The organism is Tunturiibacter empetritectus, from assembly GCF_013410875.1.
Taxonomy (GTDB): Bacteria; Acidobacteriota; Terriglobia; order Terriglobales; family Acidobacteriaceae; genus Edaphobacter; species Edaphobacter empetritectus.
In genome coordinates this window covers 197,872-212,833 of record NZ_JACCCU010000002.1, presented here as the reverse complement: position 1 = coordinate 212,833, position 14,962 = coordinate 197,872, and the positions used below count along the sequence as shown (strand labels likewise).

Genomic DNA, 14,962 nt, shown 5'->3' with positions numbered 1-14,962 from the left:
TTGGTGAATTTATTGGGCGCTGCTTTCGATGCGGTTATTTGTGGGCGGCGTAATCTTTCCGATCTTTGTGATCTTCGAAGGAGAGGGTGTGAGTTGCGCCTGGGTCTTCAATGGGCGTGAATCCCATACTTTCGTAGAGGCGCGCTGCGTTTTCGTTTTCTGCGCGGAGGCGTACGTGACGGAAGCTCTTTCGGGCCTCTTCCACGAGGGTGGAGACGAGGGCTCGGCCTACTCCCTGATTGCGCCATGCGGAACGGACGTAGACGCGGCGGACGCGGCCGGTGTGTGGTTCGGTGGTGAAGGGATCGATGGTGAGCCCGCCGACGGCGACGAGCTGGCCGTGGTCGAGGTGGCCGCAGAGGACTTCACCGGTGGCTTCGAAGCGATTGGCTCCGCTGGCCCACTCGTCAACGAGGGTATCAATGAAGTCGTAGCCGTCTCTTTTTGCTTCGGCGTGAAGTTCTTCCAGTCCGGCTATTGGTAATTCGATTTTTTGAATCAGGATCATCGGTGGTAAGGGGCGAGGCGTGGTGATGATTTAGGTGTCGTGCTTCTGCATGAATGACGAAGAAAGAACAGGCAATGGCAGAAGCGAAATACAACGGCAAAAGCAAATACGGGGATCCTTCACTTCGTTCAGGATGACGGCTTCGTTTAGGGTGGCGATTTCGTTTGCGGGAGTCTGTCAGGTTTGCATCTGTTTTGCGATGCGTTCGATGGCGTGGTGGGCGGAGAGGACTGCGCCTTCTTGCCAGGCGACGAGGTGAGAGAGGTAGTCGCCGGCGAAGTATGTTTTGCCCTCGGGTTTTTCAAGCTGTGCGTAGGCCGGGGCGCTGCCGGAGACGAAGTTGTTCGCGAGGCAGCCGAGGGAGTATGGGATCTTGGCCCATGCGACATAGATCGGTTTGGTGAGCAGGTGGGAGCGGCCTGGGTGAAGGAGCTCAACGGCCTGACGGGAGGCTTCGAACTTTGCTTCGATGGTGGGGAGTGCGCCGAAGGAGGAGAGCTTGCCGGTGGTAGTGCCGCCGAGGCCGCCAATGAGCTCCTGCTCGGAGTTGAAGCCAGCAACCAGGACCCCAGTGGGAGAGAAGAGTTTATCGGTGGGGTACCAGACGAGGTCGACTTTGTCTTTGAGGAAGGAGATGCCACCGTAGATGTTGTTCTCTTTCTCCCAGAAGCGTGGAGACTGCCAGGCGATTTTATAGAGCGGAACCATGGGCATGCCTGTGAATGCCTGTTGGGTTTCGGGAGAGAAGTTGTTTTTGGTTTTGGCGAGGATTGGCAGCGGCAGGGTGCAGATGCAGAAGTCGGCGGAGATGGTTTGGGGTGTGCCGGATTTGGTGTAAGCGACGGTGACGCTTTGGCCGGAGGTGGTGATCTCGGTGACGGGACACTCGTAGTGGATCATGTCGCCGAGAGAGTTTGCGAAGCCGTATGCGATGCGATCCATACCGCCGATGGGCTGGAACATGGTGGCCTGCCAGTCGATCTGCTCTTCGTAGAACTCGCCGGTGGACATGTCGGCGGCGAGGAGTTCGGAGAAGTTGAGCGGTTTGTGCAGAACGGGGTTGACAGGGCCTGCACCGGGGCCAGTGATGAAGCCTGCGCGAGGAGTGCCGGTGTAACGTCCATCTTTGTTGAGGTCGCCGAAGTTCTGAAGGAATTCGAGAAGACGGGCAGTTTCTTCTTTGGAGAGCTCGTGGTCGAGGGTGTGTTTGTTGATCGCTTTCGAGAGGAGTTCGGCGAGATAGCCGCGTGTGTCGTGGACGACCTGTCGCTGCTGGACGGGGTCGCCGTGGTTGAGCTTTGGAGACTGCATGAGGGCTGAGCGCGAGGTGTTGACTTCGACTTCGAGGCGAACGCCGAGCTCCTGACAGTACCCGAGGATGTGGGTGTGGATGGAGGGGATGCGCGCGGGACCGGCGTTGAGGTAGCCGCCGTCCTGCCAGTCGCAGTTTTGGATGGTCCCGTCGGTGAACTCGACCTTGGTGCCGTCGCGGACGGTCCAATTGCGGCCGCCGGGGCGGTTGCGTGCTTCGAGGATGGTGCAGTCGAAGCCGGCTTTGCGGAGCTCGTAGGCGGCAGTCATGCCGGCGATGCCTGCGCCGAGGATGATGATTTTTTTGCCTTTGCCGAAGTCGGCGGGGAGCTGCGGGAGCGGAGACTGGCCGACGGCGGGCATGAGGCCGAGCGCCTGCATGGTGGCGAATGCGGCGGAGTAGCCGCCGATCTGGGCGATGCGCTGAAGGAAGACACGTCGGGTCAGGCTCATTGCGATGGCTCCGATGGGCTCTTGAGTTTGGGAGGGACTTTTCCAGTTTGAGGTGCGGGTGTGATCTTTGCAAGCGGAAAGAAGATCGTGAGACGGAGCGACGGCGAGGAAAGGTGTTTCCTGCTCCGTCGAGACGACAGAGGTTGACGCGCGATTGGTGATGGCACTGTCTCGAGTGCCGCACCCTATCAAAAGCGGTGCAAGTTTGCAGAGTTTGGAACCATGCGTGGTACGGGCGGTGGAAAACGGGGGTCGTGCGTTGGGCAAGGAGATGGGAGAATTAAACAACTTTCAAGGAGTCCTGTTGCCATGTCGAATTTGCCCAATAATTCTAACGATCCGAACGATCTCCGCATTCACTATCACGATGAGATACCGCGTGGAGCGAGGATCAAGGTGATCGGCGTGGGCGGCGGCGGGAACAACGCTGTGAATCGCATGATCGCGGCGAACGTTGTGGGCGTGGAGTTTATTGCGGCGAATACGGATGTGCAGGCGCTGCAGGTGTCGAATGCTCCGGTGAAGCTGCAGCTGGGTGTGAAGCTGACGAGTGGACTGGGCGCGGGTGCGAATCCGGATGTGGGGCGGCGCGCGGCGCTTGAGGATTCGGACAAGATCATCGAGGCGCTAGAGGGCGCGGATATGGTGTTTGTGACTGCGGGGCTTGGTGGCGGTACGGGGACCGGAGCTGCTCCGGTGATTGCGAGCCTGGCGAGTGAGATGGGCGCGCTGACGGTGGCGGTGGTGACGCGACCGTTTGCGTTTGAAGGCAAGCGACGGATGCAGCAGGCCGAGCGCGGGATGCAGGAGCTGCTGGAGTCGGTCGATACCGTGATCGTGATTCCGAATGAGAAGCTGCTGGCGGTGGCGAAGGATGCTGGATTTTTCGAGAGCTTCCGGATTGCGGATGATGTGCTGCGGCAGGGCGTGCAGGGGATCTCGGACATCATCACGATTCCTGGTGTAATCAATCGCGACTTTGCCGATGTGAAGACGACGATGGCCGGGATGGGTTACGCGGTGATGGGGACGGGTGTGCGGTCTGGTGCGAACCGTGCGGTGGAGGCTGCGATGGCTGCGATGGCTTCGCCGCTGTTGGAGGCGGGAGCGATCGATGGCGCGCGCGGGATTCTGATCAACATTACGGGGTCGAGCAGTCTGAAGCTGAGCGAGGTGAATGAGGCTTCGAGCATCATTCAGAATGCGGCGCATGAGGATGCGAACATCATCTTTGGCGCGGTGCAGGATGAGTCGATGGGCGATGAGGTGAAGATTACCGTGATTGCGACGGGCTTCAAGCAGCAGGAGATGCCGCAGCGGCGGGAGCGCATGCTGGCTGAGGCGACGCTGCCAACGATGCGGTATGACGTGCCGATACAGCCTCGCGTGGTTTCTGCCCGACCAATGGGTACGAGATTTGCCAGTGAGATAGAGCCGGCAAAAGAAGCGGTGCGGCCGGTGCATGAGACGAGCGAGAGGAGGGAGCCGGTGGTGAAGATGGAGGCGGATGCTCCGGCGGAGTTGGTTCCGGTTCCGGCGTCGGTGTTTGATGACGATTTTTTCCGGGCTCCTAGGGTTCCTGGGGTGCGCGGGGACAGAGCTGCTGAGGTGGATCGGGTGGAGGCTGGACCGGTTGAGCGGGCGAGGGATACTCACTTTTCGGCGCCAATGCGCGTCCAACAAAAGGACGTGCGCAGTGTGACGGGCGAGGCGGGGGACTCCTCGGTCCGGGTTCCGGCGTTTGGGAGCGCGGCGGCAGTGGCGGCTGCGGATCCTGCAGAGCCGGATGAGCTTGATATTCCTGCGTTTTTGCGACGCGGGAACTGAGGCGTACCACTGATTTCGTGGGGAGTAGCACGAATGGGGAACGGCGCTACTTTGAGAGATGGTGTTGAATTAGTGTTTTATTAGACGAATTGTGGATCGATGGCAGTTCGATTGCAGTCAAATCATTAAGAGGGAACGCCTGTGTCGAGATCATTGAAGGTTTTTGGCGCGCTCCTCTTCGGCCTTGTTCTGGGTGCTGGAGTGGGTGCTAACGCCGCGACGACTGCAAGTGGGACGACTCCAACCGGGAAGGCCAGGCGACACTCCGCTGGTACGACGCGAGTTGCCACTACTGTCAGGGCTCGTTCGGGGGCTTCGCACGCGGGTTCGGCTCATTCAGGTTCGACTCGTTCTGGTTCTTATGGGGGTAGGACGCACGTTGTTGCAACGCATGGGGTTGTGGGGCGCCATCGGGGAGCCCGGCCGACTTTGGCGGTACGGCGGACGCGTTACCAGGAACACTTTTCGGCGAGTTCGTTTGCCGACAATCTGACGCTCGGTGATGTGGTGGAGGGCGAGGATCCTCTGGTTCGCGCGGCGGCGATTGAAGCTCTGGGCAATATGAATGGCACGGCGATCGCGATTGATCCCTCGACGGGGCGAATTCTGGCGATGGTGAACCAAAAGCTGGCGCTATCGCGGGGGGCTGAACCCTGCTCGACGATTAAGCTGACGGTGGCCTTAGCGGCGCTTGAGGAGGGGATCGTTCGCAAGGATACCCCTGTGAACCTGGGCGGACGCTACCACATGACCATGACCGATGCTCTGGCTCACTCGAATAACCTTTATTTTGAGACGCTTGGACGGCAGCTCGGGTTTGAGCGGGTGAAACATTACGCCAATGAATTTGGGCTTGGCGAGCTGGCTGGATATCACATTCAAGGTGAGCAGCTGGGGACGTATCCAGATGAGGTGCTGCCGGCGTCGCTGGGTGGAGTGGGCAGGATGTGCTCATTTGGCGAGAGTGTTTCGATGACTCCGCTGCAATTGGGTGCGCTGGTTTCGGCGATCGCGAATGGTGGGACTCTTTATTATCTGCAACATCCTGAAACAGCGGTGGATGTGGCTACGTTTGAGCCTAAGGTGAAGCGGGTGTTGGATATTGCTCCGCTGATTCCTGAGATTTCGGTGGGGATGTCGGGCGCGGTAGAGTATGGGACGGCGCGGTCTCTGCGGGCTAACTTCAGCCAGTTTCCGGTGATGGGCAAGACGGGGACGTGCTCGAATAATGGCACTCGATTCGGGTGGTTCGGGTCGTTTGCGGATACCCCCAAGGGTCAGATAGTTACAGTGTTTTTCCTCGAGGGGGGACGTCCTACCTTTGGGCCGAAGGCGGCTGAGTTGACCGGGGAGTTCTACCGGGCGCTGTGGAATAAGGATTATTTCTTGCAGAAGCAGACGGTTGAAAGCAATGGCGTTATGGGCGGTTCTGAGTAGGGGTTGGGGCAAAACGTGGTGAAAAGCGCTGGTAAGAACGTGGTGGCAGCGTGGTGTTTCGGTGGTGAAGAGGTGGTGTATGGCAGCGTGTTTTTATGTTGCTAAAAAAGTGCCACTTTTTTGGATTTATTTTCGTCTTCGTCCCTTTTTTGGAGTTGGATCTTTACTCCCTCTACTTGAGTTGATTCCAAGTATTCTCTTTTTTGAGTTGAATTCAGCAAAGGCCCGACCTCGGTTGAGGTTGGGCCTTGCTGTTGTGTTTCTTGTGTGGATGGGGTGAAAGCGGAGCAGCGTAGTCTTGGCTTCGGCGGGGGAATCGGGTAGAAGGGAAAGATGAAGATTCTTACAGCGACAGAGATGCAGTCGGTGGATCGATGGACTGCAGAAGAGTTTGGGATCTCGCTGGACAGATTGATGGAGGCGGCTGGTGGGGCGGTAGCGCAGTTTTGTCTGAGGCAGTATCCGGCGGCGATTCGGGTGGTGGCGTTGTGCGGGAAGGGGAACAACGGCGGGGATGGTTTTGTTGCGGCGCGGGTGCTGGCGCAGGCGGGACGTTTGGTTCGCGTCGTGTTGCTGGGACGGGTGACTGAGGTAAAGGGGGAGGCGGCCACGGCGCTAAGGAAGCTGCGGGAGGAGTTCTCGTCGGTTGCGGTGGATGAGGTGGTGGATGAGGGTGGCCTGACGGCTTGCGCAGGTGTGATGAACGAGGCGGAGTTGCTGCTGGACGCGGTGGTGGGGACGGGATTCAAGCCGCCGCTGCGCGGGCTTGCGGTTTCGTTGCGGGGGATGGTGGAGGGGCTGGGAACACCGGTGGTGGCGGTTGATCTGCCTTCGGGTTGGGATGCGAACTCGAAGGAGCAGACGGCAGCGGGGTCGTTTCGGGCTGATGGGGTGGTGACGTTTACCGCGCCCAAGATCGCGCATGTGTTTGGACATCTGACGCGCAATGAGAGGACCGGCGGGGTGTTTGGTCCGGTGGTGGTCGCGGGGATCGGGTCGCCTGAGGATGCGGTGGTTTCGGCGAGCGGGTTTTCGTGGGCGGGCTCGTCGAAGGCGATGGCGGAGAGGCCGCGGGATGTGAACTCGAATAAAGGCAGGTTTGGTCATGTGCTGGTGGTTGGGGGGAGTTACGGGAAGGCGGGGGCTCCGGCGATGGCGTCGCTGGCGTGCCTGCGGACCGGAGCTGGGCTGGTGACGGCTGCGGTGCCAAAGAGCATTCTAGATTTGGTGGCGGGGATTGCGCCGGAGTTGATGACGGTGCCGCTGGCGGAGGGGACCAAGGGATCGGTTTCATTCAAGAACCTGGATGGCGCGAAGCTGGATGCGCTGGTGAAGAAGATCTCGGTGGTGGCAGTGGGGCCGGGGCTGTCGACCGAGGGGGATGCGCCGGCGTTTGCGCGGCAGATTGTGGAGAAGACTTCGGTGCCGGTGGTGATCGATGCGGATGCGTTGAATGCGTTTGAGGGAAAGACGGAGCTGCTGCATGGCGAGGGGCGGGTGATGGTGCTGACGCCGCATCCGGGGGAGATGGCGCGGCTGGCTGGGATGACGGTGAAGGAGGTGGAGGCGGATCGGGTGGGGCTGGCGCGGAGGTTTGCGATGGAGCACAAGCTGACGCTGGTGCTAAAGGGGTGGCGGACGCTGATTGCGCATCCGGATGGCTCGATTGCGGTGAATACGAATGGGAATCCGGCGATGGCGAAGGGTGGGAGCGGAGATATTCTGACGGGGATTGTGGCAGGGATGCTGGCGCAGTATCCGAACGATGTGGCGCGGGCGGTGGAGACGGCGGTGTATCTGCATGGGCTGGCGGGGGACTATGCGGCGCATGCGATGGATGAGCATACTGTACTTGCAACCGATACGGTTACACATCTTTCGGATGCGTTCCGGTACCGGGTTGTTGATGCGGATGGGCTGGTCTGGATCTGCGGGTTGCGGAGTTGATGATGACGCGCAACCGTTTCGCGCTATGATTTGCCTTGTTACGCTGCGGCTGGATGAGGCTTCTCAGAGGCATTTCGAGCGGCTGCGGCGGCTTCACTTTCCGGTGGCGCGCAATTTGATTCCTGCTCATCTGACCTTGTTCCATCGGCTGCCTGATGTTCCTGAGGTTCGGACGGCTCTGGCTGAGGCGGCCAGGGTTGAGGTGAAGTTTCCTGTCGAAGTGGCAGGAGTCCGGTCACTGGGTTATGGGGTGGCGTATACGCTGGCATCGCCTCTGCTGCAGCGCTTGCATGGGGAGTTGGCGGGTGTCTTTGCAGCATGGCTTTCGGCTCAAGATCGGCAGCGATTCGCGCCTCACATTGTGGTGCAGAACAAAGCGACGTCGGAGGCAGCGCGCTCTCTGCTGGAGGATCTGCGGCAGGGCTTTCAACCGATGCGGGTGGAGGCTTGCGGGCTTGATCTTTGGGAGTATCTTGGGGGACCCTGGCGGTGGCTTGAGACGTTCCTTTTCTGAGACGAGAGGAGTGATTGAGTCGATGCGCCTCTAGTTCACTGTTGTGGGAGACGGTTCTAGTGTCAGGACGCGGCTGGCGGCATCCTTTTTTTCGAACGGATAACAGACAAATTCGACGCTATGAAAACGTCACCCGATTAGTGGATTCTTTTCAGACGATTTTTCTGGTTTATCGAATTTTCATCGTTCCGCAATGACAGTCTGGTGGCGACTCTGTAGTTTTCGTTGCCGGAGGGTTTCATGAAAAAGTTAGTTGCTCTGTCTCTAGCGGCATTTGTGTGTTCGGCCGGTTCGGCGATCGCGGAAGACCACGACTCACCTATTAAGCGGGTCCTGCTTATCAGTGTTGACGGTTTGCATGCTGTTGACTTCGCGAACTGCGCGAACGGCACCAGCACGGTCAACTACGGCGAACCGTATTGCCCCGCGCTTGCGGCGCTTGGCAAGACCGGGGTCAATTATGTTTCGGCCAGCACCTCGAAGCCGTCCGATTCCTTTCCCGGCCTGGAGGCGATCGTTACTGGCGGCAGCCCTGCCCTGACCGGGGTCTACTACGATGTCGCCTACGCGCGGAACCTGGATGCCCCGGCGAAGACTACCGGCAACGGCGTTGCGGCTGGCCCCTGCACTCCTTATACAACGCCCACCGGTACGAGAACCGAGTATGAAGAAGGAATCGACATTGATCAGACCAAGTTGAACGGTGGGGCGCCGGGTGCGTCGTTGACCGATGGCGGACTGAACTCGATCGATTCGCGGAGACTTGTTCGCGATCCGAACAACGGCTGCAATCCAGTTTTTCCGTGGGATTTCGTCCGTGCCAACAGCATCTTCAGCGTCATCCACGCAGCGGGGGGATATGCGGCGTGGTCAGATAAACATCCGGCTTATGCGTCGGTTTCCTCGGGCCTTGGACCGATTGCGCTCGACGATTTCTACTCACCCGAAATCAACTCGAACGTAGTCGCGTTGCCAAACGTAAAGACGCCGACGGGCGACTCCTGCGAGACGATCCGCGATTCCGGTTCAGATCTTTCGTCCTGGACCAACAGCTTCGATAACATCCAGTGCTACGACACCTTGAAGGTCAATGCGATCCTGAACGAGATTGAAGGCAAGAATCACCTTGGCACCAAAAAGACTCACGTTCCTAATATCTTTGGGATGAACTTCCAGGCAGTCAGCGTAGGGCAGAAGCTGGTTGAGAAGAGCAATGGAGTGAAGGGTGGATATCTGGACGCAGCGGGGACACCGACCGCGGCACTTCTGGGGGAGATCAAATTTGTCGATGCGTCAATTGGCGAGTTTGTTAGGGAGCTGAAGGAACAGGGTCTTTACGACTCGACGATGATCGTGATTACGGCCAAGCATGGTCAGTCGCCGATCGACTCCAGCCGGTACGTCTCTCAGCTGATCAACGGAACTTCGCCCGCTACGCTACTCTCGAATGCGGGCTATATTCCGTACTCGGAGTCGACGAACAACCCCACTGGAATTGGACCGACGGAAGATGATGTCTCGCTGCTCTGGCTGAAGAGTTCGTCTGAGACGGACGCCAGCGTGAAGATTCTGGAAGAGAATGCTTCTGCCACCGGCATTGCGCTTGGTCAGATTTACTATGGCCCTTCGCTCGCGTTGAACTTCAACAAGCCGACGGAAGATCCGCGCACGCCGGATATCATCGTGACCCCGAATGTGGGCGTTACCTACTCCGGTAGCAGTGCAAAGTTGTCTGAACACGGCGGGTTTGCGCATGACGATACGAATGTTGTGCTGCTGTTGTCGCACTCCTCCTTCCGGGCGCGTACGGTTCGTGAAGAGGTAGGCACCGCGCAGGTGGCGCCTACGATCCTGAAGGCTCTGGGCCTCGATCCCAGGGCGCTGGATGCTGTTCGCATCGAAGGAACGAGCGTTCTTCCGGCAGTGCCGTTGCAGTAGCAGGTTTCTACCAGATGGAATAGTTGAAGGCGGATGCTCCCAGCGGGCATCCGTTTTTTTTCGAGATACGTTGCTCGATGCCGGGCTGCGTGTGTTGATTTTCCGGTCGCTTTGAGAGATTTCAGGGCTATACTTTCGCCGTGGTGCGGAGGGTTCGGATGCGCGTTCTGTCGTTGAGACTGCTCCCTTTGATTGTGCTGGTTGCGCTGATTGTGCTGGCTGTGGCTCCTTTTGTTCTTGCTCAGAGTGAGAACAAGCCGGAGCCTCCGGTGGTTCACTCACAGGATGGCGGAACGAGTGGGAGGATGGAGAGTATCTTTATCCCGCCGCTGACGGGTGCTCCGTTCAGCATGATGCTGGTGACGGAGTGGTCGCGGCCCCTGGGAAATGGAGGCTCGTTCACGCTGGTCAACAAGAGACGCATTGTGCGGGATGGGCGCGGGCGGATCTACCAGGAGCGCTGGCTGCTGGTGCCGAAGGGGAGCAAGATCGAGTCGCGCATGGACGTCATTCAGATCACCGATCCGAAGGAGCACACGTGGTTGAACTGCGGCGTCGACGAAAAGGTCTGCGAGGTGCGGCCCTATGGGTTGGTGCCGGAGATGGTCTATAAGCCAGGGATGGGGACTACCGGGCCGTTGCCGGACGGGCAAGGTTTTCGTCAGCATGACGATCTGGGGCTTAGCAATTCGAACGGAGTGGACACGATCGGGTATCGGGAGACGGTGACGCTGAATCCCGGGGTGCTGGGAAACGATCTGCCGATGGTGAGCACGCGGGAGTTCTGGTACTCGGCTAAGCTCGGCATCAACCTGATCTCGAAGGTCGACGATCCGACGAGTGGGAAGCAGTTTTTCTCGGCGACGGAGTTGACTACGTCGGAGCCGGATCCGAGGTACTTCGTGGTGCCTGAGGGATACAAGGTGGTCGATCGGCGGAAGGGGGAGGAGAAGCCGAATTAGTCTGGGCTGATGCGGGTTCGCCTGGTGAGAAGATGATGGAAGAGGGCGAGCGCGTGAGTCTGGAGTTGCGGGAAAAGAAGCGGTTCAAGACGCGGAGTGAGGCGGGGACGCTGGCGATGGGGGAGCGGGTGGCGGAGATGTTGCTGCCGGCACCGAAGATGTTTGTGCTGCGGGGGGATCTGGGGGCGGGGAAGACGACGCTGGTGAAGGGGATCGCCGCGGCACTGGGGGCGGCGGAGGCGCAGGATGTGACTAGCCCTACTTTTACGCTGGTGCATGAGTATGCGGGGAGGAAGGTGCGACTGTTTCATCTGGATCTTTATCGGCTGGAGACAGAGCGGGAGTTGTTGACGCTGGGGCTGGAGGAGATGGCGGAGGAGCCGGATGCGCTGGTGCTGGTGGAGTGGGGGGAGAAGTTTCCGAGTGTGGTGGCGCGGGCGGATGGGGAGATTGCGATTGAACATGCGGGTGGGGATGAACGCATGTTTTATGTTCGGGTGAAGGGGTAGGGATGTGGTTTACTGTGTGAGCTTCGGATTGGAGGCTGGACGAGGCGTATGCGACTGGTTTGATTGAAGTCGTTTTGCGGATTTGGATTTAGTGATGATTTGTAACTAACGGGAGGCCTGAATGCGTAGAGTTTTAAGGATTGTCCTGGTGGCGTGTGTGATTGCGGGAGCGACGCGCGGAAGAGTGAGTCTTGCGATGCAGGAACATGCTCCGCAAGCGCAACAGGATGCGGTGCAGCTGGCTGCTCGTGGGGCAGAAGAGTGGATGTCGAAGCTGGATGCGGGCAAGTATGCGGAGTGCTGGACGGAGGCTTCGGAGGTGGTGAAGAACGCGGTCACGATGGAGAAGTTTGAATCTTCGATGAAGACTGTGCGTGAGCCGATGGGAAAGCTGGAGAGCAGGAAGCTGCAGAGTGCGTCGTACACAACGTTGCTGCCGGGAGTTCCGCCTGGGGAGTATGTGGTGATTCTGTATGAGACGAGCTTTGAGCATAAACCTACAGCGCAGGAGACCATGATCATGACCCGCGAGAAAGATAAGATCTGGCGGGTGGCGGGGTACTACATCAAGTAGGCTTTCAGTTATCACTCCGCTTCTGTCGCAACTCCAGGGTGCCAGGGCCGTCCTGTACTTGGTTATTTCCTGGTGAGACTACGACGTAAGGGCGTAATCGTCCTTGCTGCGATCGTCCTTGCTGCGATAAAAGGCTCGGATGTTTGAGCCGATGAAAATTCACAAACCTGGGCAATCCGCTGTCTGGTCCGGCGCGTTCTGAAGATGTCGGAGCCGCAAGGATCTGCTGTCTTGCCTTTTTGTTCGCAGGCATCGTACCCCTCCCGATTCCGGTTCGACCGGGCCTCGTTTAATTCACGTTCAATTTAAAAATGAAATCTAGCAGGTAGCAGTGTGTTTGATGGCCCGGGGAGGGCCAGCTTATGAATGAAGTCAATGTTGCTAAATCGGCAGCGGGTCAGCTGCCACGTCGTTCCTTTGTCACACGCGCTGGACTCTTCGGATTGTCTGCGGCAGCGGCGGCGTTTCTTCCGGGAACTCCGGTTCGTGCTGAGTTCGATCGTGACGATCGCGACAATCTGAGCGGTGATACGGCGCAGGAGATCTTTACCGCAGCTCTGATTGCGGAGGATCTTGCGTCAACGTTCTACTACAACGGTCTGGTCGGGCCAGTGATTATGGATCCGAATCTTGCAGGACCGGGTGGCTCTGCGAACGATGTAACGTCTGCGGGCAATGCGGGAAATGTGCAGTACTTTCAGGCGGCTTTGAGCGAAGAGATTGCTCATGCGAACCTGCTGCGCTCGTTGATTGGGAAGACGTCTTCGACGACGGATCCAGTGCAGACATTTTATCTGCCGACGGGAACCTTCGATACGCTGGCGGCGTTTACGGGTGTTCTGGATGCGCTGGAGAATGCGTTCATCGGGGCGTATTTGAATGCGACGATCGAGTTTGCACAGATGGCGGTGGACACGAGGGGGTATGAGGGTCGTCAGAGGGATGCGAGCGGTAAACCTTATACGAGCCGGGAGTTGGAGTACTTTGCCCAGGTGGCCGCGTCGATCATGGGGGTTGAGGCGGAGCATCGCGTGCTGGGACGAGTGGTTTCGAATACGAATCCTGCGAACAACCTGAACTACGAACAGACGGATGGATTGACGTCGGTCTATAACGGGAAGAAGAGTGCGGTGGTTGCGTTGACTCCGTTTCTTGCTCCCGGGCCTGGGTTGACGGCTTACTCGCTGCAGCTTGCGTTGAGCAAGGCGGGTACGGTGTCGCTGGCTGCTACGGGTGCACCTCCAGCACCTCCGGTCTATCCGAAGGATCATGATAGAGGCTGGTAAGTTGATGCAGAGATAGGGTGCGACCTAGTGGTCGCGCCCTATTTTTTACTTCTTCGGGTGTTTAGTTTCTGCGATAGCGAATAGTGTTCTCTTCTTTGCCTGGGCCTTCAAGGGTGAAGCCGCAGTGCTCGAGGATGCGAATGGAGCCGGTGAGGTGGGGGAAGGTGTGGGCGAAGATTCGCTTCGCTAAGCCGGTGGCTTCGATCCAGTGGATCATGGCTTTGGTGGCTTCGAGGGCGTAGCCGCGGAGGCGGAACTCGGGGAGGATGGCGTAGCCGATCTCGGCGGCTTTATGGTCATCGGGCCAGCGGAAGCCACCGACGGAGCCTATAAGGGTGGCGGGTTGATTGTCGATTGGGCGGAGGATGACGTAGCGGTGCCAGCCGATGTCAGTGGGGTCTTCGGCGAAGCGCTGCTGAAGGAGTTGGAGGACGTGGGGCTCCCAGTCGGCGTGGGGCCACTCGGGGGTGACGCGGCAGTGGAGGATGTCGCCTAGTTTGCCGTCGGAGTTCTGCTCGGAGGTTAGGGACTCGGGGGTGATGGCGACTAGTTGGAGACGGGGCGTTGCGATATTGGGTGTGGCTTTGCCTGAGGATGGCATTTTGCGTTTCTCCTGAAGGATCTTGCGGGGCTGGATGGCATGGGATGGCGATGCCCGGTTGTGGCCGAGGCGTCGCTGGCAGCTCGCTGGATGATTCAGGCAATCATAGGCACGAACAGCGTACCACTTGCGGCGTGGGCTTGGGGATTTATGGCAAATGCCTGATGATGTGGGGGACTGCAAACGCAGATTCCCTTCGGGAATGACAAATCAGAACAGCAACTGCAAACGCAGATTCCCTTCGGGAATGACAACGAAAGGCTCTACACCATTTGTATCGTTGCTCTAAAGTTTGGTGGAGCGGCCCGTGAGGCGGTAGATGGCGCATTCTTCGTCACCGGTGGAGCCATACTCTTTTTGCTGGGCGATGGCGGCGAGGTCGGCGGCGTGGTCTTCGGGGGACATGACTACGGGGCCGAGGAAGAGGCGGGTGAAGGCGGGGTGGCGATCGAGGACGGCGCGGCACTCGGAGTTGACGTAGAGGAGGTCGAACGCTGGGGCGGGAGTGCCTCGGTGCGGGGTGAATTGAGCTTCGATGCGGCGGAGGAGAAGTTTGAGGACGGGGGCTTCGAAGGGATGGAAGAGGAAGGCGAGGGTTGGGGTTCTGGGGAAGTCGAAGGTGAGGGCGTCTTGCTCGAGGAGGCGGATGGGGGCGAGCGGGGAAGCTGTGGAGTCGGCGGAGTGGGAGGTGCGCCAGTGATCTACGTTTGTTTGTGCGGTGTCGGCCAGGGTGGGATTGAGTTCGATGCCGATGACCTGGTGGAAGGGGAGTTCGCTGGCGACGAGCATGGCGCGGCCTTTGCCGGCACCGATGTCGACGAAGGTGTAGTGGTGGGTGGGGTGGGGAGGATTGGTGTCGCGCCAGAGTTGGACGAGGGTGCGGAGGATGCTGGGAGCGACGCCGTAGTAGGCGGTGACGTGGGCGTCATTGGGGTGGCCGGTGGTGAGGTTGCCGGCTGCGATGAGGCCGCTGGTTTCGACGCCGTGGATCTGGTCGAAGGGATGTTGCGGCGGCGGAGGCGTGGGCATGACCAGCGGGGACTTTGATTTGCGTGGCGGCATGGTTAGAGCAAATCTCCTGATCTGTGGAGCGGA

13 protein-coding genes are annotated in these 14,962 nt (G+C 58.9%); 9 read left to right on the top strand and 4 right to left on the bottom strand.

Translation table 11 applies throughout. The annotated features are described in order from the left end of the window. Window positions 1–34: 34 nt before the first annotated feature. Window positions 35–508 carry a GNAT family N-acetyltransferase gene (locus HDF08_RS13025; protein ID WP_179639117.1) on the bottom strand — a complete coding sequence of 158 codons (474 nt, stop codon included), beginning with the start codon at window positions 506–508 and terminating at the stop codon, window positions 35–37. A gap of 177 nt (window positions 509–685) precedes the next feature. Continuing rightward, complete coding sequence (locus HDF08_RS13020) at window positions 686–2,272, bottom strand: flavin monoamine oxidase family protein (RefSeq protein WP_179639116.1); 1,587 nt, start codon at window positions 2,270–2,272, stop codon at window positions 686–688. A 309-nt stretch (window positions 2,273–2,581) separates the two neighbouring features. Here HDF08_RS13020 and ftsZ point away from each other — a divergent pair, with 309 nt between their 5' ends. The 9 genes from ftsZ to HDF08_RS12975 all read left to right on the top strand — a co-directional run bounded on the left by ftsZ (window position 2,582) and on the right by HDF08_RS12975 (window position 13,266). Continuing rightward, entirely contained in the window at window positions 2,582–4,099 is a 1,518-nt protein-coding gene (gene ftsZ, locus HDF08_RS13015; protein ID WP_179639115.1) for a cell division protein FtsZ, read from the top strand. A 141-nt stretch (window positions 4,100–4,240) separates the two neighbouring features. Further along, window positions 4,241–5,536, top strand: coding sequence for a penicillin-binding transpeptidase domain-containing protein (locus HDF08_RS13010; RefSeq protein WP_373563185.1), 1,296 nt, complete (start codon window positions 4,241–4,243; stop codon window positions 5,534–5,536). Between the two features lie 333 nt (window positions 5,537–5,869). Continuing rightward, window positions 5,870–7,483 (top strand): NAD(P)H-hydrate dehydratase, encoded by a 1,614-nt coding sequence (locus tag HDF08_RS13005; protein ID WP_179639114.1) that lies wholly within the window; start codon window positions 5,870–5,872, stop codon window positions 7,481–7,483. A 25-nt stretch (window positions 7,484–7,508) separates the two neighbouring features. Further along, entirely contained in the window at window positions 7,509–7,997 is a 489-nt protein-coding gene (locus HDF08_RS13000) for a 2'-5' RNA ligase family protein (protein WP_179639113.1), read from the top strand. Between the two features lie 240 nt (window positions 7,998–8,237). Further along, entirely contained in the window at window positions 8,238–9,935 is a 1,698-nt protein-coding gene (locus HDF08_RS12995) for an alkaline phosphatase family protein (RefSeq protein ID WP_179639112.1), read from the top strand. A gap of 158 nt (window positions 9,936–10,093) precedes the next feature. Then, entirely contained in the window at window positions 10,094–10,897 is an 804-nt protein-coding gene (locus HDF08_RS12990; RefSeq protein ID WP_179639111.1) for a hypothetical protein, read from the top strand. Window positions 10,898–10,929: 32 nt separating this feature from the next. Beyond that, window positions 10,930–11,406, top strand: a complete 477-nt coding sequence (gene tsaE / locus HDF08_RS12985) for a tRNA (adenosine(37)-N6)-threonylcarbamoyltransferase complex ATPase subunit type 1 TsaE (protein WP_257031114.1) — start codon at window positions 10,930–10,932, stop codon at window positions 11,404–11,406. 121 nt (window positions 11,407–11,527) lie between these two features. Continuing rightward, window positions 11,528–11,980, top strand: a complete 453-nt coding sequence (locus tag HDF08_RS12980; protein WP_179639110.1) for a DUF4019 domain-containing protein — start codon at window positions 11,528–11,530, stop codon at window positions 11,978–11,980. Between the two features lie 362 nt (window positions 11,981–12,342). Beyond that, entirely contained in the window at window positions 12,343–13,266 is a 924-nt protein-coding gene (locus HDF08_RS12975; RefSeq protein WP_179639109.1) for a ferritin-like domain-containing protein, read from the top strand. Between the two features lie 61 nt (window positions 13,267–13,327). On the opposite strand, the gene HDF08_RS12970 is transcribed toward HDF08_RS12975, so the two are convergent. Beyond that, window positions 13,328–13,867 (bottom strand): GNAT family N-acetyltransferase, encoded by a 540-nt coding sequence (locus HDF08_RS12970; RefSeq protein WP_179639108.1) that lies wholly within the window; start codon window positions 13,865–13,867, stop codon window positions 13,328–13,330. A gap of 285 nt (window positions 13,868–14,152) precedes the next feature. After that, the gene (locus HDF08_RS12965; RefSeq protein WP_179639107.1) at window positions 14,153–14,929 is read right to left on the bottom strand and encodes a class I SAM-dependent methyltransferase; all 777 of its coding nucleotides are present in this window, start codon (window positions 14,927–14,929) and stop codon (window positions 14,153–14,155) included. Window positions 14,930–14,962 lie beyond the last annotated feature (33 nt).